Below are 24547 nucleotides of genomic sequence, written 5' to 3'. Positions count from 1 at the left end.
GTCACCGACGCAAATAGCGGCCCCCGTTTGCGACGTACCTTGCTTGTCGCCACCGATGCCGCGTGGCCGCCCATATCAGGCGCGGAATTGCGCAACTGGCAAAATGCCCAGGCGCTTGCAGGGCTGGGCGACGTGCTCGTTGCCTCGGTCCACCAACCACCTTTGCCCGCGAATCTCAACGACAGCGGGATAACGACCTTGGCACTGGCCAACGCCGCAGAGGCCGCAACGTCTCCGCGCCTTGCCAGGCGCCAGACCCCAATCGACACGCGTATCCCACAGGTGGCGCTTGCCCGGCTGCTTGCCGCAGCGCGCGACTTCAGGCCGGATACCATCGTCGTCGAAGGCATCCCGCTGTTTGCACTGATCGAGCACCTGCGGCCGATGGCGCCAACGCTTGTGCTCGATATGCACAACATCGAGTCGGACCTGGCCCGGCAAATGATGCCGAAAACGAGTTGGCTGGCCGGGCTGTTCTCCAAAAGAACACGCCAAGTCAGGCGCATGCGCGACATGGAATCGAAGTCGCTTCGCATGGTCGACAAGGTCTGGGTCTGTTCCAGACAGGATCGAGAAAGACTGCGCGGCCTATCCGGTGGCCGCACCATCGCGGATGTGATTCCCAATGGAATTCCCCGCTTCGAGCTCATCCCCGAAACGCTGGTCAGCCAGCACGCGATGATCGACAACCAGCCGACCCTGCTGTTTATCGGCCATCTCAACTATGCGCCGAACATCGAGGCGGCACGCCGGCTGGCAACGCAGATCCTGCCCAGGCTGCGAGCGACACTGGGTGGCGCAAAGCTGATCGTCGCCGGGCGCAGCCCCAACCGCGCGCTGAACGATCTCGCCGCGCTGCCCGATGTCGAATTGATCGCCAATCCGGAAGATCTGTCGGAACTTTACCGCCGCGCCCACCTGACCATCGTGCCGCTGATGACCGGCGGCGGCACACGCCTGAAAATTCTTGAAGCGATGGCATGGGGGCTGCCGGTCGTGGCAACGCGGCTTGCCGCCGAGGGCCTTGAACTGATCGACGGTATGGACATCGACTTTGCCGAATCCGACGAGGAGCTTGCCGCCCGTGCAGCGGCCCTGTGTACGGACCCGGTTCGGCGTGAGGCACGTCGACGCCGCGCCCGCGAAACGGCTGCCCAGCGCTTCGGTCCCGCTGCAATCGAAGCAGCCGTCAGCGCCAGCCTGCTCTAAGGATTGGCTGTCGCTACTGCCCTGTGGGCCGCTTCAGTAAAGCGGCTCTTGGAAAAGCATGGTGTCGCCGTCCATCAGCGCCTTGATCTGGCCGCTGCCGTCCTTAGCAACCGCGACCTTGATGCCGAAGCTGCGCAATGCGGGCTCAGCGCCAAAGTTGCGCTTGCGCATCTCTTCCTCGATCGCCAGCCCCTCGCCTTCCGGCACATAGTAGCGCTCAATGCCGTAGTCGACACTGATGGTCGAACCCGGCGTCAGGCTCCAGCCATCGGAAACGTGTCCCACTATGTCGACTTCGTCTGCACCAGCTTGTGTTGCCGCAGTTCCCAGCCAAGCCGACGATGCCCGCCAATAACCGTCGGCATCCTTCTTCAAGCGCACGACAATAGGCCCTTCGGCCGTCGCCAGCTCTCCCTGGGGCAGGTTGGCGATCTTTTCCACCTCAATGCGCGAGATGTCATAGCCCAGCCGGACATAGTCGCCGCGCAGCAGGTCGCGCGGATCGACCGGTTCGACCTTGAGCAGCACTTCCTTGCCGTGGCGAAGGATCGCGGCCCGACCAGCGATCATCCAGCCGAGGAAACCGATCTGCGCCAATGCGAGCACAACTGCAGCGATGACGAGCTTGTAGCGAGGCATCATGCTGCTCCTTGGGTCGGCTGGGGTTTCATCCGCCGTTCGATGCGGATGATCGTATAGGCGAGGCCGGCGAGAATTATTGCAGCTGCGAAGAAGAAGCCTGCGGTGCCGAGCATCGAGCCAACCGTGACCAGGTAAACAATCGCCAGTTCGAAGGCGAAACCGAGATAGGCGATCCAGCGCAGGGCTCGGCTCTCGCGCCCAAGGAAGATGATTGCTGCTGCAATGACGGCCAGCGCCACGGCTGCGGCAATGACGAAGCCCTGCTCGTCGAACCGGTCGGCTTGCACCATGGCCATGCCGGTCAGGAAGCCGATCAGCGCATGCAGCGGCAGCCGCCCGCCAAGCTGGACGAGGCGTTCGGACAGTGCTGGCGCCAGTGCGGCAACGGCCAGCAGGGCTGCGGACACCAGCGAGAGCGCCAGTCCCACCTCAAGCGTGTCGTAGTGAATGCCGAGCAGCACCGCATAAAAGATAAGAGAAAGCACGATGAGATGTCGGGCGGCACGGCTTTGCGTCCACAACGACAGCACCCAGAACGCCGCCATGAACACGACGAAGAAATGCGGCAACGCCTCGCGGCGGAAGATCTCAAAGCCCTTGAGCGCCAGCCAAGCATCGGCAATGCCGACAGCCGCCACCGTCAAGGCGGCGGAGCGTAGCGCGGCAGCCGCAATCGCCGTGCCGATGCACCAAGTGACGACGGCCGCGGCCTCGTCGCCGGAGAAATGGTACATCTGGCCGATCAGCGCGATCGAACCGCCAAAGGCAGCCGCAGCGACCAGCCATAGCGCTTCGGCGAAGCCGCCATGGCCGCGCTCTTTCAGCACAGCGCCGCCGACATAGCCGGCGAAGATGATCGCAAACAAAGCACCGACACGTGCAACGCGCGGTATCACCTCCCAATTGGCGGCGACGAGGATGAGGATCGCGGCGGCAAAGAGCAAAGCCGCCATGATCGCCAGGATCGAACCGAAGTTGAGACCGTTGCGTTCCTTCGCTTCGACATCGCGGACAAGCACGTCACCCGTCGCGCGGTCGAGGAGCCCGCTGTCGACCCAGCGCGCAATGTCGCTCTTCACCTTGGTGGCATAGCTCGCCATAAGTCGCTTCCCTCTGCCACAGCCGCCGATATCAGGCCCAAGCCGTTGTCATCATGGCGAATTTCAGATTCGGTCACAATTATGACCGAAGGCTTAATGCCCATTAATGCTGCAATGCACAAAACGCATTGCTGCCATGCGAGCATAGCGCTTCAATTTTAAGCAAGGGCATCCTATCTACGCCCCGTACACAGAAGAGAAAAGAAGACGAAGGGAAACGAAGATGAACCTGATCCGCAACTACCGCAACTGGCGCCGCTACCGTGAGACTGTCTCCGAGCTGAGCCGCCTGTCGAACCGTGAACTGACCGACCTTGGCATCACCCGCAGCGACATCCACTTCGTCGCGCGTAAAGCCATCTAATCGAAACCGGGTCCGCTGGACCCACTGTCCGAACCGAAAAGAGAACTAAAATGAACTTGCTCCGCACTTACCGTAACTGGCGCGCTTATCGCGAGACGGTGAACGAGCTTGGCCGTCTGTCGAACCGCCAGCTTGCCGACCTCGGCATCAATCGTGGCGAGATCCAGTCGATCGCCCGCCGCGCAATCTAATTCAAGCTTTCCGTCTGCGTCGACCTCCTCCCCGACAATGACGGATCAGGTCAGCTTTTTCCTCCCGATAAGCTGACCACCTTAACACACCCGCCAGACCTCCTCCCCTGGCGGGTGTCGTTACCTCCGAGAGCTTCGCCCTCTTTGATTGGCGAAAAGAATTCCGCCAGCGCCGACCTCCTCCCCGGCAATGGCAGATCAGGCCAGCTTCTTCCTCCCGATGAGCTGGCCACCTTAACACACCCGCCAGACCTCCTCCCCTGGCGGGTGTCGTTATCTCCGAGAGCTTCGCCCTCTTTGATCGGCGAAAAGAATTCCGCCAGCGCCGACCTCCTCCCCGGCAATGGCGAATAGGTCAGCTTCCTCCTCCCTGAAGCTGACCACCAAAACGACACCCGCCGGTCCTCCCCCGGCGGGTGTTGTCGTTTTGGACCCTGCTCAAGGCATCGTTAGTCGAGCGCGCCGCTTTCCAGCACGCCGCGCACCTTCCACTCGCTGAGCGGGATGATGTCGGGGGCGCCGCCCATCGGCGCATACCAGGAATCGACGACCCATTTGACGCCATCAGGGGCGCGGATCACCGCTGTCCAGTGCGGATAGCGTCCATCGAGCAGGAACCCGCGCGAGGTTTTCGCCTCGACCTTGTGGAATTTGAGCAGGCCACGGCCATCGAGATAGCGAAGCAGAGAGTTGGTGTTGGTCGATTCGTCGACACAATCCATCTGCCCCCTGACCTTCGAGGCGCCGAATTCCGACTTCGGCTGGTCGCGGACACCGGTGACCTGTTGCTCGCGCGTTTCGAAATAGCTGACCGCCTTGGCGATTGCTGCCCGCTCGGCCTGGGGCGACGCCTGACCGGCCGCAAGAAGCGACGCAAATCGTTTGGAGTCATTCGGCCCAAGGTCGAGGCGCGATCGGAACGCACAGCTATAGCCATGACAGATGTCGATACGCTTGGTCGCCCCCGCATTCGGTGCGGAATGCGCGAGGCCGGTGAGATTTGAAAACGTGAATATGCCGGCAATGAGCAACCGGCAGATTGAATGTCCCGCCATTTGCACATCTTAGAAGTTGTCACGCGCCGCTCGCAACCCCCAAGTCATATCGGGGTAACCGCCGCAATCGTTGCATTCCCCCGACCAAGGGATTATTCCGGCGCAATGAGCACAAAACCTATTCACATCGTCGGCGGCGGCCTCGCCGGATCAGAAGCAGCATGGCAGATAGCCTCGGCCGGCGTGCCGGTGATCCTGCATGAGATGCGCGGGGTCCGCGGCACCGACGCACACAAGACAGATGGACTGGCCGAGCTGGTCTGCTCCAATTCGTTCCGTTCGGACGACGCGGAAACCAACGCCGTTGGCCTGCTGCACGCAGAGATGCGCCTGGCCGGCTCGCTGATCATGAGCGCGGGCGACGCCAACCAGGTTCCCGCCGGCGGCGCGCTTGCCGTCGACCGCGATGGTTTTTCCAATGCCGTCACCGCCCGGCTCGAAGCCCATCCGCTGATATCAATCGTTCGCGAGGAAGTCACTGGCCTACCACCCGCCGACTGGGACCAGGCGATCATCGCCACCGGACCGCTGACCGCACCATCGCTCGCCGAAGCGATCGCTGCCAATACCGGCGCCGACGCGCTTGCCTTCTTCGATGCGATCGCGCCGATCATCCATTTCGACAGCATCGACCTGAATGTCTGCTGGTTCCAGTCGCGCTACGACAAGGTCGGCCCCGGCGGCACCGGCAAGGACTACATCAACTGCCCGATGGACAAGGAGCAGTATGACGCCTTCGTCCAGGCGCTGCTCGATGGCCAAAAGACTGACTTCAAGGAATGGGAAGGCACGCCCTATTTCGACGGCTGCCTGCCGATCGAGGTGATGGCGGAACGCGGCCGCGAGACCTTGCGCCACGGTCCGATGAAGCCGATGGGACTGACCAATGCCCACAACCCGACGGTCAAGGCCTATGCCGTTGTCCAGTTGCGTCAGGACAATGCGCTGGGCACGCTTTACAACATGGTCGGTTTCCAGACCAAGCTGAAGCATGGCGAGCAGGTCAATGTCCTGCGCATGATTCCGGGTCTGGAGAATGCCGAGTTCGCCCGTCTCGGCGGCCTGCACCGCAACACATATCTCAATTCGCCGACACTGCTTGATCCGACGCTTCAGCTCAAGTCGCGGCCCGGACTGCGTTTCGCCGGTCAGATCACCGGCTGCGAGGGTTATGTCGAAAGTGCCGCCATCGGCCTGCTCGCCGGGCGCTTCGCCGCTGCCGAGCGCCTCGGCCAGCCCTTGAGCCAACCGCCTGTCACCACCGCTTTCGGCGCCTTGCTCAACCACATCACTGGCGGCCACATCGTTTCCGACGATGAACCGGGCAAACGCTCGTTCCAGCCGATGAACGTCAATTTTGGCCTGTTCCCGGTGATGGAAGCGCCCAAGGTCGAAGGCAAGCGCCTGCGCGGCAAGGAAAAGACCGTCGCCAAGAAAAAGGCAATGACGGCGCGCGCGCTGGTCGATTGCCGCGCCTGGCTCGGCATTTCAGAAGCGGCACAAGCAGCGGAATAAAAAACGAGGCAAGAAATGCTTCCTCCCGAGACCGCACGCCTGATCTTGCGGGAGATGCAAGCGGACGATTCAGCGGAGATCCTGGCGATCTTCGCCGACGACTATGCGCGCCGTTTCTATCCTGAGATGACGACCGAAGCCGCTGCCGTCGAATGGATCGACAGGAACCGTGACAGGTATCAGCGGGACGGGTTCGGCCTTTGGGCGATCGTCGACAAGGCGAGCGGGGCGCTGATCGGCGATTGCGGCCCGACCTGGCAGGATGTCGCCGGCGCTCGGGTCCTTGAAATCGGCTACCATGTTGCACCGGCCTGGCGCGGTCGCGGTATCGCGCTCGAGGCGGCGCGTGCCGCGATGGCGTATGGCTTTGCAGCAAGGGACGAAATGGAAATCGGCTCGATTGTCGCGCCGGACAATGCGTCGTCAGCAAGCGTCGCCCGGCGCCTGCACCGCGACGTCCGCTCCTATGTCAATTCCCGGGGGCTCGACCGCTTCTTGTTCTACACCAGGCGCGACGACTACGTCGCAGCGGCCTGAATTGCTACCAGCCGCGCGAGGCGGTCTTCAGCATCAGCAGGTGCTTGCGCAGCGAAGACATGCCGTCCTTGCCGCGCTCCAGTCGCTCCAGATAGGTCGGCGTCAGCGAAAGCGGCAGGAAAGCCGGCCGCAGTGTAGCCGGCAGGTCCTTGGCGCCGCGTTCGAACGCACGTAAATGCTCCCGCGCCAGAGCGGCCATCGCCTGAACGGCATGCCGTGACGATTGAGCCGTGGCGTTTGCCACGAATTCTTCTGGCGTCGTCCCGGCGGCAGCGAGGATATCCCTTGGCACATAACATTGGCCACGGGCGCGATGGATCGGCAGCAGCCGCAGCAATCCCGTGATCGCCTGCGCGCAGCCGGCATGGCCGGAAAGCTCCGCATGCTTCGGCGCCTGGTCGGCATCGAGCACCAAAGCGGCAAGCTGGATCAGCGCTGAAGCGGTTTCGCCGCAATAGCCTTCCAGATCGGTGCGCGAGGGCATTGGGTCGTCGTAGAGGTCAAAGATACGGGCTTCGAGATAGTTGTCGAAGGCCGCAACCGGAAGGCGATAGGTGTCGATCGCCGCCATCAGTGCCGTGGCGACAGGATGTCCAGCGCCGGCTTCCCTGTCGCCGGAGGCGATGACATCGCGCCACCATTGCAGTCTGATCTCGCCAGGCATCGGCTCGCTGACGCGGTCGCGGATGCCTGAAATCTCGGCGTTGAAGGCATAGAGCGCCAGCACAGCCTGACGCTTATCTTCGGGTGCATAAAGTGCCGCGAGATAGCGGTCGCGGTCGGCAGTACGCACCGCTTCCATCAAAGCCTTCGCTGCGCCGTTCGCCTCGTTCACGGTCAGTCGACAGCAATGAAAGCGGCGGCCACCGCGCGCTCTTCTGCAAGCAGCACGTTGTAGGTACGCACCGCAGCTCCGGTCGACATCGGATCGGCCGAGATCTTGGCGGCCTTGAGTGCTGCCCTGAGTGGCTCGGGCAAGCGCCGCAATTCCTTGCCCATGCCAACAAGCAGGATTTCCACCTGCCCCGCCTCGGCGAAGAGCTTTTCGAAATCCGACGGCTGCAGCGCCATCGGGTCAGCAGGCTGCCAGCCATAAATGCCGGACGGCAGGCACAGGATCGAACCGCGATGTGACATGTCCGCGAACCGGAATCCGCCGTCGCCATAGGCGTCGACGGGCGCCCGCCCGGGGAAATGCGCTTCTCGGATGATCAGCCCTGCCATATCCAGTTACGACTTGGTCGGGTGAGCGCTGGCCGGCACCGCCGGCTTGTGGTTGCCCTTGTCGTCAGCATCAATGCCTGCCGGGCGCAGCCTGAACAGGATGAGCAGCGGGCCGGCGACGAAGATCGACGAGTAGGTACCGACCACGATGCCGAAGATCATTGCCAGCGTGAAGGACCGGATGACCTCGCCACCGAATAGGTAGAGCGAAATCAGGGCGAGCAGCGTCGTCAGGCCCGTCAGGACCGTACGCGACAGCGTCTGGTTCATCGACAGGTCGAGCAACTGCTCGATCGGCATCTTCTTGTACTTGCGCAGATTTTCGCGGACGCGATCGTAAACGACGACGGTGTCGTTGATCGAATAGCCGACGATGGTCAGGATCGCCGCGATACTGGTCAGGTTGAACTCGATGCCGGTGACGACGTAGAGGCCTACCATCATTGTCACGTCGTGGATGGTGGCGAGAATGGCGCCAAGGCCGAACTGCCACTCGAAGCGGAACCAGATGTAGACCAGCATTGCCAGCATCGCGGCCATCACGCCCAGCGCGCCATACAATGCAAGTTCGCTCGACACCGTCGGGCCAACCGATTCAACACGGCGGAAATCGTAGTCGTTGGAAAGTTCGCCGCGCACCTTCTCGACCACGCTTTGCTCGGCATTGTCGCCGGCCTTCTGGCCTTCGACCCGGATCAGCAAGGTGCTTGCCGCGCCGAATTCCTGGACCTGAACGTCACCGATGTTGAGCTCGCTCAGCCGTGCGCGCACGTCGGACGAACTGGCATCGCCGCTTTTGGCCTGCACCTCCAGGCTGGTTCCGCCCTTGAAGTCGATGCCGTAATTCATGTCGATGGTGAAGAACAACGCCATAGCCGCAAGCGACGCTGCAGCAGACAGCGCGAAGGCATAACGGCGCAGCCCCATGAACGAGAATTTGGTGTTGTCCGGCACGAAGCGCACGAAACCCCTGGGCAGTTCCTTGGGCTTGGCGCGGCGCAGCCAGATCGCCACCAGCCAACGGGTCAGCGTAAAGGCGGTGAACACCGTCGTCACGATACCGATGGCCAAGGTGACGGCAAAGCCGCGCACCGGACCCGAGCCGAGATAAAACAGGATGATCGCTGCGATGAAAGTGGTGAAATTGGCGTCGACGATGGTCGCCAGCGCGCGCGAAAAGCCTTGATCGAGCGACTGCACGAGCGAGCGCCCGAGTTGTCGTTCCTCACGCACGCGCTCGTAGATGATGACGTTGGAGTCGACCGCCATGCCAACGGTCAAAACGATACCGGCGATGCCGGGCATCGTCAGCGTCGCGCCCAGAATGGACAAGATGGCGATAATCAACGCCACGTTGGCGGCAAGGGCGATATTGGCGATGATGCCGAGCGTGCCATAGGCAACCAGCATGAAGGAAACGACGAGAATACCGGCGATCACCGAGGCAAACTTGCCCGCCGCGATCGAGTCGGCACCAAGGCTTGGGCCGACAGTGCGTTCCTCGACGATGGTCAGATCGGCCGGCAACGCGCCGGCGCGCAGCAGAACGGCCAGGTCGTTGGCGCTCTCAGCGGTGAAGTTACCGGAAATCTGCCCCGAACCGCCGAGAATCGGCTCATTGATACGCGGCGCCGAGATCACCTGGTTGTCGAGGATGATGGCAAACAGCTTGCCAACGTTTTGTTGGGTGGCCTGACCGAAGCGCGATGCGCCCTTGCCGTCGAAGCGGAAGGATACGACCGCCTCGTTGGTGCGCTGATCGAAGGTCGCCTGCGCATCGGTGAGGTTTTCGCCGGACACGATGACGCGGTTTTCAATCAGATACGGAACCGGGGGATCGTCTTGCGAATACATCACGGTCGAGCCCGCCGGCGGACGACCCTGCATTGCCTCCTGCGGCGACATCGACTGGTCGACCATCTGGAAGGTCAGCTTGGCGGTCTTGCCGAGGATTTCCTTGAGACGGGTCGGGTCCTGGAGACCCGGAACCTGAACGAGGATGCGGTCGGCACCCGCCCGCTGGATGATCGGCTCGGTGGTACCGAGTTCGTTGACGCGGCGGCCGATGACTTCGATCGACTGGGTCACGGCGTTGTTGACGCGATAGTCGATGCCGGAATCAGTCAGCGTGTAGCGCAAAAGGCCAGGCTCAGGCTCGTCGAGCGCAAGCTCGCTCACCGAGCCCGTGCCGAGCAGGCCCGACGAAATCGGCGCGATCAGCGTGGCCAGCGCCTTTTTCGCCGCTTCGACTTCGTTCGGATCGGTGATGCGGACCTGGATCGTCTTGCCCGTTCCAGTCAGGCCGGTGTAGCCGACCTTGGCGTCGCGCAGCATGGTACGGATGTCGTCACGGGTCGCCTGAAGGCGCTCGTCGACCAGCCCCTGCTTGTCGATGGACAGCAGAATGTGCGAGCCGCCTTGAAGGTCGAGGCCAAGTGTCAGTGCGCGCTTGGGAAACCATCCAGGAAGAGAGTCGAGCTGAGATTTGGTCAGCATGTTCGGGATGGTGAAAAGCACCCCGAGAAGCACGACAGCCCAGATCGAGATTGTCTTCCAGCGCGAAAAGTAGAGCATTTGGCCTCGTCCGTTAAGGCGTGAAAGCGGTGCGTCTCGCCTCGACTACGATTATTTCTTGGCGTTCTGGTTGGCGATTGGCTCGCCCTTGACCCGAACGTCTGAAATGGTGCCGCGCAGCGCAGTCACCTTGAGGCCGTTGCCCAGATCAACCTCGAGTTCATTGTCGTCGATGACCTTGGTCACCTTGCCGACGAAACCGCCGCCGGTAACAACCGTATCGCCGCGGCGGATTGCGGCAAGCATCTCGCCACGCTTCTTCAGCTGGGTACGCTGCGGGCGGATTATAAGAAAATACATGATCACGAAGATCAGCACAAACGGCAGAATGCTGATGAGAACGTCGGGCGTAGCCCCGGTGGCCTGTGCGTATGCCGGCGTGACGAACATGAATGTCTCCTGAGAAAGTATCGGGATACCGTACATCGGTGCCCCGGAAATGTGCGCGGAATATAGTCGCTAAAGCGACCAATGCAACTGCACATCCGGCCAGTTACGGCGCTTTTCCGCGTTGTTTGAGCGTGTTACAGCGTCGCGCGTCATTTGAAATGTAGAGACCGACAGGATTAGCCATGGAAAAGACGTTCGAAGCACTCAACGACAAACTCGAGCGTCTGATCGCCGCGGTAGCCAGACTGGCGCCCGTACCTGCTCCTGAGACCGATCTCGACACGGCCGATTGCTATGTCTGGGCGGCGGATCCCGGCTATCTCGAGCCCGTCCACCGCGTCAACCGCGTCGACATCGGCCTGATCAAAGGCGTCGACCGTGTCCGCGACATCCTTGTCGACAACACAGAGCGCTTCGCCGCCGGCTTGCCCGCCAACAACGTGCTTTTGTGGGGCGCGCGCGGCATGGGCAAGTCGTCGCTGGTCAAGGCAGCCCACGCCACGATCAATGCTTCGGGCAAAAGTGCTGCCCCCCTCAAGCTGATCGAGATTCATCGCGAGGACATCGACACGCTGCCCAAGCTGATGAACCAGCTCAAGGCAGCACCTTATCGTTTCATCCTGTTTTGCGACGACCTGTCGTTCGACCATGACGACACGTCCTACAAGTCGCTCAAGGCCGCGCTCGAAGGTGGCGTCGAAGGCCGGCCGGGCAATGTGATCTTTTACGCGACCTCGAACCGCAGGCACCTGTTGCCACGCGACATGATCGACAATGAGCGCTCCACCGCGATCAACCCGTCCGAAGCCGTCGAGGAAAAAGTCTCCCTGTCGGACCGCTTCGGCCTGTGGCTGGGCTTCCACAAATGTTCGCAGGACGAATATCTCGACATGGTCAGCGGCTATGCCAGCTACCACGGCCTCGACAGCGATCCAGAATCGCTGCGTGCCGAAGCGCTGGAATGGGCAACGACGCGCGGCAGCCGCTCCGGTCGCGTCGCCTGGCAGTTCATCCAGGATTTGGCCGGTCGCCTCGGCAAATCGCTCAAGGACTGATGCTCCCCAAACGAAAACGCCCGCCCCTGATTCGGGACGGGCGGAACTGGCAGGTCTGATGGAGGTCAGACGACCCGCGAAATCATTCCAGATAGCCGCTCGGATCGACCGGCGTTGAATTCTTGCGCACTTCGAAGTGCAGCTTCGGCGCGTCGGTGCTGCCGCTCATGCCCGAAAGTGCGATCTCGTCGCCACGCTTGACCTTCTGGCCGCGCTGAACCTTCAGCTGGCTGGCATGACCATAGACAGTGACGAGGCCATTCTCGTGACGCACCAGCACGGTGTTGCCGAACTCCTTGAGCCCGTCGCCGGCATAGATGACCACACCGTTTTCGGCAGCCTTGACGGGCGTACCTTCCGGCACCGAGATGTCGATACCGTCATTCGACTTGCCGCCGCCCTTGCCATAGTTGGCAACGACCCGGCCGCGCACCGGCCAGCGCATGCGATCGATGCCGGTGGCATTCGGCGCGGGTGCCGACGATTCTTCGGCCTGCTCGACCAGCTTGTCTTTCTTCGGCGGCGTATAAGAAGCAACCGTGGGTGCATCGGCAGCGGGCTTCGCCGCGGCAACGGCCGGCTTGGCCGGAGCAGGCGTGCTTGTGACCACCGGATCGATGGCAGCGGGCTTTGCAGCGGCAACGGCCGTGGTCGCGCCAGGCACCTTCAGCGTTTGACCGATACGGATGCGGCCGTCCTGCAGGCCATTGGCCTGCTTGAGTGCTGCGGTTGTGACGCCGAGCTTTTGAGCGATGCGGTTGAGCGTATCGCCCTCCGCAACCTTGTAGCCACCACCGGCACCAACCGGCTTGGCATTCTTGTCAGCCGAGGAGTCGAGCTGCGCGACAGCACCTTCCCTGGTCTTGGGCTGCTGCGGCAACACCGCAACCTTGTCAGTCGACAGCGGCGGATTGGCCGGCAGCGGCTTCTTGGTCGGCAGCTTGAGCGTGTTCTGTTCTGCCTGCGCCGTCTGCGGCTGGGCTAGCGTAGCTGCGGCGCGATCGACAATCGGCGCCTGCGCTGTGCGAACAGGAGCCGGGGCAAGCGTGGGAGCCTGAGCGACAGGTGCCGGCAGAGGCTGCGACGAAACCGGCTGAAGGCTGCCACGGCTAACCGAACCCGAACTGCTGGGGGCTACGGGCGCTGCCGCCATCTGGGGATCGCCCGGATAAGGCTGCGGCTGCTGCTGATTGTTGATGATCGACTGCTGGTTAGGCGTCGATGCCGTAAAGAGATCGTCGACGCCACCGCCGCCAAATCTCGACACTCCGGAACTGCACCCTGCCGCCATACCGGCAACCAGCAGCACGGCGCTACCGCGCGCCAGAGAGCGTTTATTCGTCTTCAAAATACTGAAACGCATCGCACTGACCCGCGCTTTACCCGATACCAACTAGGCTTGATTAAAGCGCGTTAATGTTACTGGTCGGTTAAGAGGATCAAATAAATCAAATGCTTCATGAATGGCGCTCGCGCACGGCCAAGCGCCACCAGCTGTCTGGTTCATGACCAAAACTTGAGAACGATTTTTGGCTACAGAATGGCAGCGACGCCGCGGGCCAGCCCCTGCAGGCGGACAACGCCCAGATCTTCGCGTTCAAAGCGGCTGCCGATCTTGGTGAGCTTGCACAGCACCTGCTCGCCCTCTTCGGGACCGATAGGTGCAATCATCGTGCCGCCGCTCGAAAGCTGGTCGACGAACATGCGCGGGTAGCTGTCGAATGCCGCCCACACCACGATGCGGTCGAACGGCCCCTCGCCCGGCAACCCGTTGGAACCGTCGCCCTGGCGGACCAGCGCGTTATTCAAGCCGAGAACCTCAAAGCGCTGGCGCGCCTGTTCGGTCAGCGTCTTGAAGCGGTCTATCGTGACGACACGACCGGCGAGCCGGGCCATGACCGCCGCCGTATAGCCCGAGCCGGTTCCGACTTCGAGCACGCGGTTGCCCTGTTCAATGTTGAGCGCGGCAATGACCGAAGCCTGGAGATCGGCACCTTCGATCGCCTCACCGCATTCGATCGGCAACATGCGATCCGACCAGGCGATAGAATGGAACTGGCCGGAGATGAAGTCGCGCCTGGGCGTCGCCTCGAAAGCTGCGATGAGATTTTTCGGAACGATGCCGCGCCCACGCAGGCGAAGGAGAAAGGCGGCGAAACCTTCACGGTCGTCCGGCATCATGTTCATGCAATTGCCTTGGCCAATCGATCGCGCAATTCATGCGCCGTCATGTCGAGCTTGAGCGGGGTCACGGAGATCTGCTTGTTGCGTACGGCATGAAGGTCGGTGCCTGGCTTCAACACCGGCTCGTCGCGGCCGAAACGCAGCCAGTAATAGGGCAGGCTGCGGCCATCGCGGCGTTCCTCGACCCAGATGCCGTAAGACAGCTTGCCCTGGCTCGCCACAACAGGCCCTGTCACCTCTTCAGGCGGACAATTGGGGAAGTTGACGTTGAGCAGCACCCCGATCGGCAATTCGGTCGAAATCAGCTTGCGCAGCAGCGCCGGCGCCAATGCTTCGGCCGTTTCATAAGGAACGATGCGCTCTTCGTTCTCGTAGACGTAGGCCTGGCTGAGCGCGATCGAGCGGATGCCGATCAGCGCCCCTTCCATGGCACCGGCAACGGTGCCGGAATAGGTCACGTCGTCGGCGACATTCAGACCCGAATTGATGCCGGACAGAATCAGATCCGGCGGCTCCGGCAGGATCTTACGCGCGCCCATGATGACGCAATCGGTCGGCGTGCCGTTCACCGCATAATGCTTGTCGCTGATCTTGCGCAGCCGAAGCGGCTCGGAGATCGAAAGCGAATGCGCATAACCCGACTGGTCGGTCTCCGGCGCCACCACCCAGACATCGTCCGACAGCTGGTTGGCGATCCGCTCCAGGCAGGCAAGGCCTTCAGCGTGGATGCCGTCGTCGTTGGTCAGCAGGATACGCATGTCACTTCATTTCGATCTTGGAGAGACCACCCATGTAAGGACGCAGGACTTCAGGAATCGTTACGCTGCCGTCCTCGTTCTGGTAGTTTTCGATCACTGCGATCAACGCGCGGCCGACAGCCACGCCCGAGCCGTTGAGGGTGTGCACAAAACGCGTGCCCTTCTCTTCCTTCGGACGGTAACGCGCGTCCATGCGGCGCGCCTGGAAGTCGCCGCAGACCGAGCAGGACGAGATTTCGCGATAGGTGTTCTGGCCCGGCAGCCAGACTTCGATGTCGTGGGTCTTGCGCGCGCCAAAGCCCATGTCGCCGGTGCACAGCACCATGGTGCGGAACGGCAGCTCGAGCTTCGTCAACACAGCCTCGGCGCATTCGGTCATGCGATCATGCTCGGCAAGGGCGCTTTCGGCGTCGACGATCGAAACCAACTCAACCTTGTAGAACTGGTGCTGGCGCAGCATGCCGCGCGTATCACGGCCAGCAGAGCCCGCCTCTGAGCGGAAGCATGGCGTCAGCGCGGTCATGCGCAGCGGTAGCTGCTCATTCGCCAGGATTTCTTCGCGCACCAGATTGGTCAGGGGCACCTCGGCGGTGGGGATCAGGCCAAGTCGGCTTTCGCCATGGGGCACGAAGAACAGGTCTTCTTCGAATTTCGGCAGCTGGTTGGTGCCAAACAGCACCTCGTCGCGCACCAGAAGCGGCGGCTGCACTTCGGTGTAGCCATGTTCGGTCGTGTGCAGGTCGAGCATGAACTGGCCAAGCGCGCGCTCAAGACGGGCAAGCTGCCCCTTGAGCACGGTGAAGCGCGAACCGGAAAGCTTGGCGGCACGCTCGAAATCCATCAGGCCAAGCGCTTCGCCGATCTCGAAATGCTCCTTCACCCAGTTCGGGCGCGGCGGAACCGTGCCAACCTTGCGCAGCACGACATTGTCGTTTTCGTCCTTGCCGACCGGCACGTCTTCGAGCGGCACGTTCGGGATCACGGCAAGTGCCGCGTCGAGCGCCTTGTCGAGCTCGCGCTCGCGGCCTTCGCCGTCCTGAATGAAGCCCTTGATCTCGGCGACTTCGGTTTTCAGCTTCTCGGCGAGCGCGGAATCACCCGAGCGCATCGCATTGCCGATCTCCTTGGATGCAGCGTTGCGGCGCTCCTGCGCTTCCTGCAGCTTGGAGACATGGGCGCGACGCGCCTCATCCTTGGCGATCAGGTCGTCAACGGTCGCTCTCGCCACCTCGGCCGACTGCCCGCGCTTGCCAAGTGCATCGGCAAGCGCCCCAGGGTTCTCACGAATCCATTTGATATCAAGCATTTAAAAATTCCGGTCGTCGCGGTTGTCGAAACGACCGCGACGGCGGATCGAGCTGTCAGCTAGCGTTGGTGCCGCTGCCTGTGCCTTCGAGCGAGGTCGATGCTGCAGGCGATTGCTTCTCGGCGGTGCTTTCGCCCGCGTCCTGCGTTTCGCTCGCCACACGATCCTTCTCGCGGTTTTTTTCGATCATCCGGGCGGTCCAGATGGAAATCTCGTAAAGAAGGATCGTGGGAAGGGCAAGGCCGATCTGGCTGACCGGGTCTGGCGGCGTCAGCACGGCTGCCACCACGAAAGCGAGAACGATCGCCCATTTGCGCTTGTCGGCCAGCCCCTGCGAGCTGACCAGGCCCACCCGCGCCATCAGCGTGGTCACCACCGGCAGCTGGAACACCAGGCCGAAGGAGAAGATCAGCGTCATGATCAGGCTGAGATATTCCGACACCTTGGGCAGCAGCGAAATCTGCACCTGATCGTCGGTGCCGGCCTGCTGCATGGCGAGGAAGAACCACATCACCATGGGCGTGAAGAAGAAATACACCAGTGACGCGCCCATCAAGAACAGGACAGGCGAGGCGATCAGGAACGGCAGGAATGCATTGCGCTCGTTCTTGTAAAGACCGGGCGCGATAAACTTGTAGATCTGCGTGGCGATCAGCGGGAAAGCGATCACCAGCCCGCCGAACATGGCGAGCTTGATCTGGGTGAAGAAAAATTCCTGCGGCGCGGTGTAGATCAGCTCGACCTTGTGCGGGTCGAGACCTGCCCATTTCGTCGCCCATTTGAACGGGATGACGAGCAGGTTGAATAGTTGCTTGGCAAAGAAGAAGCAGACCAGGAAGGCGACGAAGAAGCCGCCAATGGACCACATCAGCCGCGTACGCAGCTCGATCAGATGTTCGAGAAGCGGGGCCGAGGACTTTTCGATCTCGTCGTCTTCGGCGCTCACGAGGCTTTTCCTGCTTTGGTCGCCTTCGCAGCGACGGTCTTCTTGGGCGCAGCAGCCTTGGCAGGTGCCGCCTTCGGTGCCGCGGCCTTGGCAGACGCTACACTCGCCTTGGCTTTCGCGGCGGGCTTGGCTTCAAGCGCAACCTTTGGCTTGGCTGTGGTTTTCGGCTTCGCGGCAACTTTTTCAGCCTTGGCCGCAGCAGGCACCGGCGTCGCCTTGACCTCGGCAGCCGGAAAGACCGGTGCCGCAGGCATGGCTTCGGGTCCGGCAACGCCCGGCATCGCCGCTGCGCCGCTCTTCAACGGCTCGGCCGGATGCACTGCATCGGCGGCTGGATCCGCCGGCGGCGCAGGCTGTGTCGGCTTCATTGCCGTATCGATGCCGGCGCGCACATCGGCGGCGGCCTGTTCGAACGGATTGAGCTGCTTCCTGATTTCGTTGGCCGGATTGAGGCCACGGATCTCGTCGATCGACTTCTTGACGTCGTCGAGCTCGGCCTCTTTCATCGCCTCATTGAACTGGCGCTGAAAATCGCCCGCCATGGAACGTGCCTTGGCCGTCATCCGCCCGATGGTGCGGAGCATCTTGGGCAAATCCTTCGGGCCGACGACAACGATCATGACGACCGCGATCACCAGCATTTCGGTCCAGCCGATTTCAAACATGTCGGTGCGATCCGGCTAGTGCATGCGCCTGAAAATCAGCGACGATTTTCGGAAAGGATCATGCACGGATTCAAGAAGCTTACAGCGGCCTTCGCGCGCCCAAATGGACGCGCGGCGCTGTATCAAGGTGAGGTCTCAGCTCTTGCTGGCCTTTTCCTTGGTCGAATTCACGGCCTCGTCGTTGCGATGCTCGACCGTCTTGGAGTCGTCGGCTTCGTCTTCCGACATACCCTTCTTGAAGCTCTTGATGCCCTTGGCCATATCGCCCATCAACTCGGGGATCTTGCCGCGACCGAAGAGCAGCAGCACGACGACCAGAACGATCAGCCAGTGCCAGATTGAAAACGAACCCATTGAACTCTCTCTTGAATAGTTTCCCTGCGATTGATCTAGGCTCTTTCGCTTCCAGATTCAAACACTAGAACGTCCGCTTTCCGAAGCGACAGCCATATATCACGTGCTTTTGCGGACAAAGCGCCGCAGCGTATACGCGCCCTCACCGGCGTCTCGGCGCCCGGCACCGCAAGTTCAAGCAATTCAACGACACCTAGATAGCGCCTGGAGATGATGCGAGCCTGAGTTTCGCCAGTGGTTTCGCTGACATCGATACCGGTGAGTCGCACCGCGACCGACACTTGCGTGCCATCGGCGATCTCGGTTTCGACCTCGCCGACCGGCGTATCGGCATAACCATCGACGACCTTGGCCGAAAAGACGTTGAGCTCGGAGAAAAAGCCGGCGACAAAAAGGTTTGCCGGGCGCAGGTAAAGATCATCCGCCCTGCCCGTCTGTACAAGCTTGCCATCCTTGAGCAGGGCGATGCGGTCGCCCATGCGCATCGCCTCTTCGGCATCATGGGTGACGACAATTGCGGTTGCGCGGCTTTCGCGCAGAATCGCCAGCGTCTCGGCCCGCACTGAATCCTTGAGGCGCGAATCAAGGCCGGAGAACGGCTCGTCCATCAGCAGCACCGCCGGGCGTGGCGCGAGAGCTCGCGCTAACGCAACGCGCTGCTGCTCGCCACCGGACAATGCGTGCGGATAATTGTCGGCATAATGTTCGAGGTCGACGCGGGCGAGCGCGATCAGTGCTTCGCGCTTGCCCTCTTCGCGCGACAGCGCGGTCAGGCCAAAGCGGACATTGTCCAGGATGGTGAGATGCGGAAACAGCGCGAAATCCTGGAAAACCAGGCCGATGGAGCGTTGTTCCGGCGGCAAGAACACCGACGGCCCGGCGATTTCCTTGCCGTTCAACAGCACCCTGCCCGACTTTTGCGCTTCGATGCCCGCGGCGATCCTCAGCAGCGTCGTCTTGCCGGAGCCGGACGGGCCGAGCAGGCATAGCACTTCGCCCGGTTCTGCGGCCAGGCTGATATCGCGCAGCGTCTCTGCACCATTGGCGAAGGAATGGCGGATGTTTTCAAAGGCCAGACGCGCGGCAAAGGTTACGCCCGCTGTCACGCGGGATGTCGTCTGGGCTTGATTGGTCGTCACAGGATGGACCTCCTGGGGCCGGTTCCACACCGGCGCCGGTCAATCATCTGTGACGCGAGGTGTCAACAGGCCAAGCTCTTCGAGATCGATGTCCGTCAGCGGATCCTCGTCTTCGGAGAGCAGGTCCGGGTCGGATGGCGGCAGCGGCACCGAGAAACCGGGCGGCATGCGGGTCGACAGCAGGCCAGCGCCCTTGAGCTCCTCCATACCAGGCAGGTCGCGGATCTCCTCCAGCCCGAAATGGTCGAGGAACTTTTCGGTGGTGCCATAGGTTACAGGCCGGCCCGGCGTCTTGCGACGTCCGCGCATGCGCACCCATTCGGTTTCCATCAGCGTGTCGAGCGTGCCCTTGGAGGTCTCGACACCCCTGATGTCCTCGATCTCGGCGCGTGTTACCGGCTGATGGTAGGCGATCACACTGAGCACTTCGAGGGCGGCACGCGACAGCTTCTTCTGCTGGATGGTGTCGCGGCTCATCAGGAAGGCAAGATCACCAGCTGTGCGGAAGGCCCAGGCGTCTGCGACACGCACAAGGTTGACGCCTCGGCGCTCATAGATGCGCTGCAATTCGGCCATGGCGGCGGGAACGTCCACGCCTTCCGGCAGCCGCGACACGAGTTGCCGCTCGCTCACCGGATCAGCGCTGGCAAAAACGATTGCTTCGGCCATGCGCACCGCTTCAGCCAGATGCAGGCGTGCTGCCGGATTCTGCTTGATGGTCTCTCCATCCTCGTCGTCGAGGGAGAATGGAACGACGTTTGATCCTTCGGTCATGACGCACCTTCGGTCTGCGCGGCTGCGGGCTGGCGTTCACGCAGGTAGATCGGCGCAAACGGCTCGTGCTGGCGGATTTCGACGCTTCCATCGCGGACCATCTCGAGGCTGGCGGCAAAGGAACTGGCGATCGCCGTCGCCCGTTCTTCCGGGCCGGTCATGTATTGGAAGAGGAAATGATCGAGCGCAGTCCAATCCTTCAGTTCGCCGACCATGAGCATGAGCATGTCGCGCGCCTGCTTCAGCGACCAGACACTCCGTCTGGCGATCTGCACATTGGTGATTGCCTGACGCTGGCGCTGGCCGGCGTAGGCGCTCAAGAGGTCGTAGAGCGAAGCCGAATACTCGTTGCGCTTGTCGATGATGACCATTTCCGGCGCGCCGCGCTGGAACACATCGCGGCCGAGCCGGTTGCGGTTGACCAGCCGCGAAGCTGCATCGCGCATCGCTTCAAGCCGCTTCAGCCGGAACTGCAGGACAGCGGCCAGTTCCTCGCCGCTCTCGCCTTCGTCGCCGGGCAGCTTGGGGATCAGAAGCTTCGACTTGAGGAAGGCGAGCCACGCCGCCATCACCAGATAGTCGGCGGCAAGCTCGAGCCGGAGAGCACGGGCCTGCGACACGAAGATCAGATATTGCTCGACAAGGGCAACGATCGAAATGCGGGAGAGGTCGACACGCTGGCTGCGCGCCAGATGCAAAAGAAGATCGAGCGGGCCTTCAAAGCCGGCGACGTCGACAACCAGCGAGGGGTCGTCCGTCGTACGGTCGTCGGCGTTCTCCGCCCACAGACGGTCCATCGGTGCGGGCTTTTGCGCCTTGCTTTCCAATGCTTCCGCCAAATCCGTGCCTTCTCCTTGAGGCTATGCAACTGCCTCGAAATAGTGTCCGAATTCCGCCCGCAGCGCCTTTTCGGCACTTTCCAGCGGCTTGCCGGTAAAGCCAATGCAGTGAAGAACAAGATCCGCACCCGCCGCAAGGATTGCCGCAGCCTTTGGCCGGTAATCCCCAGAAAGCGCCTTAGGCGATGTGCGTGATTCGCGCATGACGCAAGCTTAGCGCCTTTTGGGCCGCGATAGAATCGTTGCTACTGCCGACCACAAACGAAAACGGCGCAGCCTGGCTGCGCCGTTATCTGATCTGTATGTGGCGAGTTTACTTCGAGACGAAGCAGTTGCCGCCAGCTGTCTTGTAGCTCTCGCACAGGCTGATCGCCTCGTTGCGGGTCGCTGCCGGCACGCGGACGCGCCAGAAGGTACCCTTGCCGGCGATGTCGGCCTTGACGATGCTGGCTTCGCGACCGTTGAGCACGCTGCCGTACTTTCGGACGAGGTCCTGATAGGTCGACTTCGCCGCTTCCTCGCTCGGCTGCGAGGCAATCTGCATCGCCCAGGCACCGGAAGCAGCGGCTGTCGGAGCCGAAGGCGCGACTGCGGCAACCTGATCAGGCTTGACCTCGCCGACGACGTTGACAGGCTGCTGCGAAGGACGCTGTGGCGCGACTGGAGCCTTGGCCAGCGTGTTTGCCGACTGGGCGGGCTTGGCGACAGGGGCCAGCGCAGGCTGGGCCGGCACGGTGCCGGTGGCTTCGCCTGTCGAGGCAACGCGTTGCGGTGCCGGATCGGCAGGTTCGGAGGCTGCAACAGCGGCCGGAGCTGGTTCTTCGCGCGGCACCAGCGTGCCATCAGGCCTCACCACCATGGTGCGGACCTTGCGCGGCGCAACAGCCGACGTCTCGGTGCTGGTGTCCGGCTGATCGGACTGAGCCGTCTGCGCAACCCGATCTCCGGACTTCGCGGTCGGTGCTGCATCCGTCTCGTCTGCGTTGAGCGGCAGCGTGTCGGAAATGGCCTCGTCGTCCTGTGCCGTGACGTCGATCGGCTCTTCGGTGTTCGTGACCAGCTTTTGCTGAGCCGGGGCACCGGGAGCGGTACCGCCTGCAACGCGGTCATAGACCTTGCTGTCCTGGTTCGGCACGGTCGTGCCACCAGGGTTTTCCGGCTTGACCTTGATCGGGCTCTCGTCGGCCTTGACGATGACTGGCGTGCCAGCCCCCTCGCTGCCGCCGAACGACAGCGCCCATGCGCCGATGCCGCCGACAATGGCGACCGCGCCAACGACAGCAGCGATCATCATGCCGCGACGCGCAGGGCTGGATGCAGCCGGCGAGCCCGGCAGCGCTTCCATCGCCTCGTCGAAATCGGGATCGTAGTCGAAATCGTCAGCCGGAGCCTGCTTAAGCGGCGCGTTGCCCTGCTGCATGCCGCCGAGGTCGAAGCCTGTCGGGCGCTCACCGCCCTGCTGCGTCGAGGACTGGCGCCCGGCATACATGGCAGCCGCCGCACCGGCGACCGCACCGGCCGCAGCGGGAAACTCGCTCTGCTGTGCGACATCGCCATCACGCAGCGTCTTGCGATCGAAACCCGTGGCGTAAGGATTGGCCGCATAGCTTGACGAAGCAGGCTGATTGCTCGTGTCGGTCGAATTCATCTCGTTCATCAGGTTCGAGAATTCGCCGTCAAGATCGTCATAGGCCGGGGCCGGTGGCGCATCGTCTTCGAAGGAGAGCTCGGGAATGTCGAGATCGTCGGCAAGAGCAACGGCCTTTTCCGGCACATCGACAGTCTCGATATCGGGAGCGTCGTCGAAGGACGAAACGGCGGCGAAAAGCTCGGCTTCCAGATCGTCGGTCTCTTCGACAACCGGCTCAGCCTGCTGCGCATACGCCTCAGGCTCGGCGTGCGGCACATAGGCCTCTGGCTCAGCATACGGCACATAGGTTGCCGCAGGCGCCACATATGCCGCAGGCTCGTAGCTCGCTTCCGGTTGATAGCTCGGCTGCGTTGCAACGGCCGGCGTCGATGCGCGCGGCGCGACCGGCGTGCCCAGGCCCCAGCTGCGAGCCTGCTCATAGCGCGAGGCGGCGAGCGGGCGCAGCGGCGCTGCCACAGCTGCGGCGGCTGCCACAGGCGCAACGACTTCGGCGACCTCTGTCACGGCACTGCGTTCCAGGGCCATGTCGAAGGCGTCGTCGTCAAAGCTGACGTCGATATCGGCCTGATCGTCGTAGCTCGGCTCGGAATAGCCGGCATCAGCCAGTACCGGAGCCGCCTCTTCGGTGACTGCATAGTCTTCGACCTGCTGTGCGTCGTAGGACGGCGCATAGTCGGCGTCTTCATATTCTTGTTCTTGCGGCGCTACCTCGGCAGGCTGCTCTGGTGCCCACAGCGAGCTTACGAAAACGGGCTCAGGCTCGACTGCAACCGGCTCAGCGGCGCGCAGCGGCAACGGCTCGGACAGTGCCTTAGCCTGGTTGCTCATGGTGCCGAGCAACGCGTTCAGCTCGTCCTCGAGGCTGGTATCTTCGGCAGCGGCAACCGGAGCTGCCACCTGCGCGACCTCAGGCTCGTAAGCTGGCTCTTCAAAGGCAACAGGCTGATAAGCCGGCTCTTCGTCGCTCAGCGCATCCTGCAAGCGGCGCTCGAATTCGTCATAGTCCTCAGCCTGCGCAACCGGTGCAGCAATCGCCTGGGGTACTTCCACCAGGTTCGCTCGGGAATACGCGATTTCCGGCTCAGCCGGCTGATATTCGCCCAGCGTCAACTGATTGTCGGCAACGACCTCGGTCGTGGCATCCGCATCGTCATGGGCTGCGAAATCCATGTCGACATCGGCAAGGGCGACATCGAATTCGGCATCGAGATTGGCTTCGGCCGGGGCTTCATAAGCAACTGGAGCAGCCACATACTCGACGGGCTCTTCGACCGCCGGCAATTCGTCTTCGAGCGAAAAATCCTGCTCGAATGACGCGGCAACCGCATCGTCGAACGCAGCTTCGTGCGCGAAGTCAGCTTCAGGCGCGGCGGTGTAGGCGGGCTCCACGGCATAGCCGGGCTCTACGGCAAAAGCCGGTTCCGCTTCATAGGCCGGCTCTTCCGGGCGCAGCAGCTCGTCTTCAAGGGAAAATTCCTGTTCGAAGCTCGCCGCGACAGCGTCATCGAAGGAAGCCTCGGTGGCGAATTCCGGCTCAGAGGCCTGCGCATAGCTAGGCTCCACAGCATAGCCGGGCTCTACGGCATAAGCCGGCTCCGCGGCATAGGCCGGCTCTTCAGGACGCAGCAACTCGTCTTCAAGGGAAAAATCCTGCTCGAAGCTGGCCGCAACGGCGTCATCGAAAGACGTAGCGCCGAATTCTGGCTCATGGGCACGCGCATAGGCGGGCTCTTCGGACTGAGCATAGGCTACCGGCGCCGCCACGGGCGCATTGACCGCAGGCTCTTCAGCCTGAACGTAGGCCGCGACCTGTTCATCGCCGGCCAGTTCGCCGAGCAATTCCTTTTCCAGATCGATGCCGAAATCGTCGTCCATCTCCGGCTCGACACGGCCAGCGGGCGCGCCAACATCCTGGCGCACCACAGGCTGGCGCGGATCGAAGCCCATGATCCTCGTCAATTCAGCGAAGGGATCTTCGTCGGCGAAATCGTTCTTATCTGCGATCTTCAGCTGGGTTCTATCTGCCATTCGTTTTCCCGAACTCTCGCACTTTTTTCGGACGCAATGAACGTCGC

Annotated in this window: 24 protein-coding genes and 1 pseudogene; 6 read left to right on the top strand and 19 right to left on the bottom strand. The window is 62.1% G+C overall.

Annotated features, from left to right (window positions below):
• Positions 1-27: 27 nt before the first annotated feature.
• Positions 28-1209 (top strand): glycosyltransferase, encoded by a 1182-nt coding sequence (locus AC1DLV_RS16230; RefSeq protein WP_476800917.1) that lies wholly within the window; start codon positions 28-30, stop codon positions 1207-1209.
• 33 nt (positions 1210-1242) lie between these two features.
• On the opposite strand, the gene AC1DLV_RS16225 is transcribed toward AC1DLV_RS16230, so the two are convergent.
• Positions 1243-1851, bottom strand: coding sequence for a GDYXXLXY domain-containing protein (locus AC1DLV_RS16225; RefSeq protein ID WP_476800918.1), 609 nt, complete (start codon positions 1849-1851; stop codon positions 1243-1245).
• The gene (locus tag AC1DLV_RS16220; RefSeq protein ID WP_476800919.1) at positions 1848-2951 is read right to left on the bottom strand and encodes a DUF2157 domain-containing protein; all 1104 of its coding nucleotides are present in this window, start codon (positions 2949-2951) and stop codon (positions 1848-1850) included. Before AC1DLV_RS16220 ends, AC1DLV_RS16225 begins: the two co-directional genes overlap by 4 nt.
• A gap of 223 nt (positions 2952-3174) precedes the next feature.
• On the opposite strand from AC1DLV_RS16220, the gene AC1DLV_RS16215 reads away from it, so the two are divergent.
• Together AC1DLV_RS16215 and AC1DLV_RS16210 are read left to right on the top strand one after the other, a co-directional pair.
• Positions 3175-3315 (top strand): DUF1127 domain-containing protein, encoded by a 141-nt coding sequence (locus tag AC1DLV_RS16215; protein ID WP_018427696.1) that lies wholly within the window; start codon positions 3175-3177, stop codon positions 3313-3315.
• 50 nt (positions 3316-3365) lie between these two features.
• Positions 3366-3506, top strand: a complete 141-nt coding sequence (locus tag AC1DLV_RS16210; RefSeq protein ID WP_018427695.1) for a DUF1127 domain-containing protein — start codon at positions 3366-3368, stop codon at positions 3504-3506.
• A 449-nt stretch (positions 3507-3955) separates the two neighbouring features.
• On the opposite strand, the gene AC1DLV_RS16205 is transcribed toward AC1DLV_RS16210, so the two are convergent.
• The gene (locus AC1DLV_RS16205; protein WP_476800920.1) at positions 3956-4561 is read right to left on the bottom strand and encodes a hypothetical protein; all 606 of its coding nucleotides are present in this window, start codon (positions 4559-4561) and stop codon (positions 3956-3958) included.
• A 105-nt stretch (positions 4562-4666) separates the two neighbouring features.
• Between AC1DLV_RS16205 and trmFO the strand changes: the two genes are divergently transcribed.
• Complete coding sequence (trmFO, locus tag AC1DLV_RS16200) at positions 4667-6076, top strand: methylenetetrahydrofolate--tRNA-(uracil(54)-C(5))-methyltransferase (FADH(2)-oxidizing) TrmFO (protein WP_476800921.1); 1410 nt, start codon at positions 4667-4669, stop codon at positions 6074-6076.
• Positions 6077-6091: 15 nt separating this feature from the next.
• Positions 6092-6613, top strand: coding sequence for a GNAT family N-acetyltransferase (locus AC1DLV_RS16195; RefSeq protein WP_476800922.1), 522 nt, complete (start codon positions 6092-6094; stop codon positions 6611-6613).
• Between the two features lie 4 nt (positions 6614-6617).
• Here the strand turns inward: AC1DLV_RS16195 and AC1DLV_RS16190 are convergent, their stop codons facing one another.
• From AC1DLV_RS16190 to yajC, 4 genes are read right to left on the bottom strand one after another with little or no spacing between them, the layout of a single operon-like run.
• A complete protein-coding gene (locus AC1DLV_RS16190; protein ID WP_476801039.1) occupies positions 6618-7415 on the bottom strand; it encodes a phytoene/squalene synthase family protein in 798 nt (265 codons plus the stop codon).
• Between the two features lie 35 nt (positions 7416-7450).
• Entirely contained in the window at positions 7451-7837 is a 387-nt protein-coding gene (locus tag AC1DLV_RS16185) for an Mth938-like domain-containing protein (protein WP_476800923.1), read from the bottom strand.
• Between the two features lie 6 nt (positions 7838-7843).
• On the bottom strand, positions 7844-10411 hold the full coding sequence (secDF, locus tag AC1DLV_RS16180; protein ID WP_476800924.1) for a protein translocase subunit SecDF: 2568 nt from the start codon (positions 10409-10411) through the stop codon (positions 7844-7846).
• Between the two features lie 51 nt (positions 10412-10462).
• Positions 10463-10801 (bottom strand): preprotein translocase subunit YajC, encoded by a 339-nt coding sequence (gene yajC, locus AC1DLV_RS16175; RefSeq protein WP_476787716.1) that lies wholly within the window; start codon positions 10799-10801, stop codon positions 10463-10465.
• Between the two features lie 182 nt (positions 10802-10983).
• Here yajC and AC1DLV_RS16170 point away from each other — a divergent pair, with 182 nt between their 5' ends.
• Positions 10984-11856 (top strand): ATP-binding protein, encoded by an 873-nt coding sequence (locus AC1DLV_RS16170; RefSeq protein ID WP_476800925.1) that lies wholly within the window; start codon positions 10984-10986, stop codon positions 11854-11856.
• 82 nt (positions 11857-11938) lie between these two features.
• Here AC1DLV_RS16170 and AC1DLV_RS16165 read toward each other — a convergent pair whose 3' ends face one another.
• From AC1DLV_RS16165 to AC1DLV_RS16110, 12 genes and pseudogenes are all read right to left on the bottom strand, one after another.
• Positions 11939-13219 carry a peptidoglycan DD-metalloendopeptidase family protein gene (locus AC1DLV_RS16165; RefSeq protein WP_476800926.1) on the bottom strand — a complete coding sequence of 427 codons (1281 nt, stop codon included), beginning with the start codon at positions 13217-13219 and terminating at the stop codon, positions 11939-11941.
• A gap of 170 nt (positions 13220-13389) precedes the next feature.
• On the bottom strand, positions 13390-14043 hold the full coding sequence (locus tag AC1DLV_RS16160; protein ID WP_476800927.1) for a protein-L-isoaspartate(D-aspartate) O-methyltransferase: 654 nt from the start codon (positions 14041-14043) through the stop codon (positions 13390-13392).
• Positions 14040-14798, bottom strand: coding sequence for a 5'/3'-nucleotidase SurE (gene surE, locus AC1DLV_RS16155; RefSeq protein ID WP_476800928.1), 759 nt, complete (start codon positions 14796-14798; stop codon positions 14040-14042). Before surE ends, AC1DLV_RS16160 begins: the two co-directional genes overlap by 4 nt.
• A 1-nt stretch (position 14799) precedes the next feature.
• Complete coding sequence (gene serS / locus AC1DLV_RS16150; RefSeq protein WP_476800929.1) at positions 14800-16104, bottom strand: serine--tRNA ligase; 1305 nt, start codon at positions 16102-16104, stop codon at positions 14800-14802.
• A 55-nt stretch (positions 16105-16159) separates the two neighbouring features.
• Positions 16160-17050 (bottom strand): twin-arginine translocase subunit TatC, encoded by an 891-nt coding sequence (tatC, locus tag AC1DLV_RS16145; RefSeq protein ID WP_476800930.1) that lies wholly within the window; start codon positions 17048-17050, stop codon positions 16160-16162.
• Entirely contained in the window at positions 17047-17715 is a 669-nt protein-coding gene (gene tatB, locus AC1DLV_RS16140; protein WP_476800931.1) for a Sec-independent protein translocase protein TatB, read from the bottom strand. Before tatB ends, tatC begins: the two co-directional genes overlap by 4 nt.
• Before the next feature lie 135 nt (positions 17716-17850).
• Positions 17851-18069, bottom strand: coding sequence for a twin-arginine translocase TatA/TatE family subunit (locus AC1DLV_RS16135; RefSeq protein ID WP_476783920.1), 219 nt, complete (start codon positions 18067-18069; stop codon positions 17851-17853).
• A gap of 35 nt (positions 18070-18104) precedes the next feature.
• A complete protein-coding gene (locus AC1DLV_RS16130) occupies positions 18105-19208 on the bottom strand; it encodes an ABC transporter ATP-binding protein (RefSeq protein ID WP_476800932.1) in 1104 nt (367 codons plus the stop codon).
• Between the two features lie 39 nt (positions 19209-19247).
• Positions 19248-19982 carry an SMC-Scp complex subunit ScpB gene (scpB, locus tag AC1DLV_RS16125; protein WP_476787721.1) on the bottom strand — a complete coding sequence of 245 codons (735 nt, stop codon included), beginning with the start codon at positions 19980-19982 and terminating at the stop codon, positions 19248-19250.
• The gene (locus AC1DLV_RS16120; RefSeq protein WP_476836194.1) at positions 19979-20779 is read right to left on the bottom strand and encodes a segregation and condensation protein A; all 801 of its coding nucleotides are present in this window, start codon (positions 20777-20779) and stop codon (positions 19979-19981) included. Before AC1DLV_RS16120 ends, scpB begins: the two co-directional genes overlap by 4 nt.
• 63 nt (positions 20780-20842) lie before the next feature.
• A pseudogene (locus AC1DLV_RS16115) lies at positions 20843-21010 on the bottom strand (beta-hexosaminidase); the annotation flags it as partial.
• Between the two features lie 124 nt (positions 21011-21134).
• Positions 21135-24500, bottom strand: coding sequence for an SPOR domain-containing protein (locus AC1DLV_RS16110; RefSeq protein WP_476800933.1), 3366 nt, complete (start codon positions 24498-24500; stop codon positions 21135-21137).
• Between the last annotated feature and the right edge of the window lie 47 nt (positions 24501-24547).

Source organism: Aminobacter sp. 01T433 (assembly GCF_056398585.1).
This window is presented reverse-complemented; position numbering and strand designations above follow the sequence as displayed.